The sequence below is a fragment of the Kitasatospora sp. NPDC088779 genome, assembly GCF_040685395.1.
Taxonomy (GTDB): domain Bacteria; phylum Actinomycetota; class Actinomycetes; order Streptomycetales; family Streptomycetaceae; genus Kitasatospora.
In genome coordinates this window covers 1-1113 of sequence record NZ_JBFBHW010000129.1, presented here as the reverse complement: position 1 = coordinate 1113, position 1113 = coordinate 1, and the positions used below count along the sequence as shown (strand labels likewise).

The following is a 1113-nucleotide window of genomic DNA, read 5'->3' as shown; positions in this document are numbered from 1 at the left end:
GTAGACCGTCTCGCATGCGATATGCGGATGGGGGCGGGCTGACGGCGAAGGCACGACAGCGCCGTGAGGCCGTGCGCTTGGAGGCTGCCGCGCTGTTCGGCGAAGGAGTCAAGCCTCCGGAGGTCGCCCGGCAGTTGCGGGTGAGCTGCAAGTCGGTCTACCAGTGGCACCAGGCCTGGAAGCGGGGCGGGGCGGCGGCGCTGGGTTCGCGCGGCCCCCACGGGCAGCGGTGCAAGCTGTCCGTGCGGTGCCAGGAGAAACTGGCCGCCTACCTCGACCAGGGACCGGCCGCCCACGGCTGGGACGAGGACCAGGTGTGGACCGGTGCGCGGGTGGCCACACTGATCGGCCGCAAGTTCCACGTCTCCTACAGCGTCTCGGGCGCCACCCGGCTGATGCGCCGGCTCGGTTTCACGCCGCAGATACCCGCGAGGCGGTCCGCGGAGCGTGACGAGCAGGCCGTTACAGCGTGGAAGGAGGCGACTTGGGCGGAGGTAAAAGCGCCCGGGCGGCCTGCGGCGGATGGGTCTGCTTCGAGGACGAGGCCGGCTTCACGCGCAGGCCGCCCCGTGGACGCACCTGGGGGCGGCGGGGCGTCACCCCGGTCGTGAAGGTCTCCGGCAGCCGCTCCGGTCGGGTCTCGGTCGCGGGGCTGATCGCCGTGCGGCCCGGCTCCCGGACCAGGCTGTCCCATCGCATCCGGCGGCACACCGGTCGCAAGGGTGAGCGACGGAGCCTGTCCGAGCGCGACTACATCGGCCTGATCGACGGCATCCACCACCTGGTGAAGGCGCCGATCGTGCTGGTCTGGGACCGCCTGAACACTCATGTCTCCTATGCCATGCGGGACTTGATCGGCGCGCGGGACTGGCTGACGGTGTTCATCCTGCCCGCTTACGCGCCGGACCTGAATCCCGTGGAGTGGCTCTGGGCGCACGTCAAGCGCAGCTTGGCCAACCTGTCCTCGGTCGCCGTCGACCGCCTCGAAGCCCTCGTCCGCAACCGGCTCAAACGGCTCCAGTACCGCCCCGACATCCTCGACGGATTCCTCGCCGGGACCGGCCTCTCCCTCGACCTCCCGCCGCCATCACCCTGAAGCGCCAATGTCAGTAA

1 protein-coding gene and 1 pseudogene are annotated in these 1113 nt (G+C 70.4%); both read left to right on the top strand.

The features are described 5' to 3' along the window. Positions 1 to 14 precede the first annotated feature (14 nt). Positions 15 to 611 carry a winged helix-turn-helix domain-containing protein gene (locus AB0P03_RS40825; protein WP_363633803.1) on the top strand — a complete coding sequence of 199 codons (597 nt, stop codon included), beginning with the start codon at positions 15 to 17 and terminating at the stop codon, positions 609 to 611. Continuing rightward, a pseudogene (locus AB0P03_RS40820) lies at positions 587 to 1096 on the top strand (transposase); the annotation flags it as partial. The gene AB0P03_RS40825 and the pseudogene AB0P03_RS40820, both read left to right, overlap by 25 nt. Positions 1097 to 1113 lie beyond the last annotated feature (17 nt).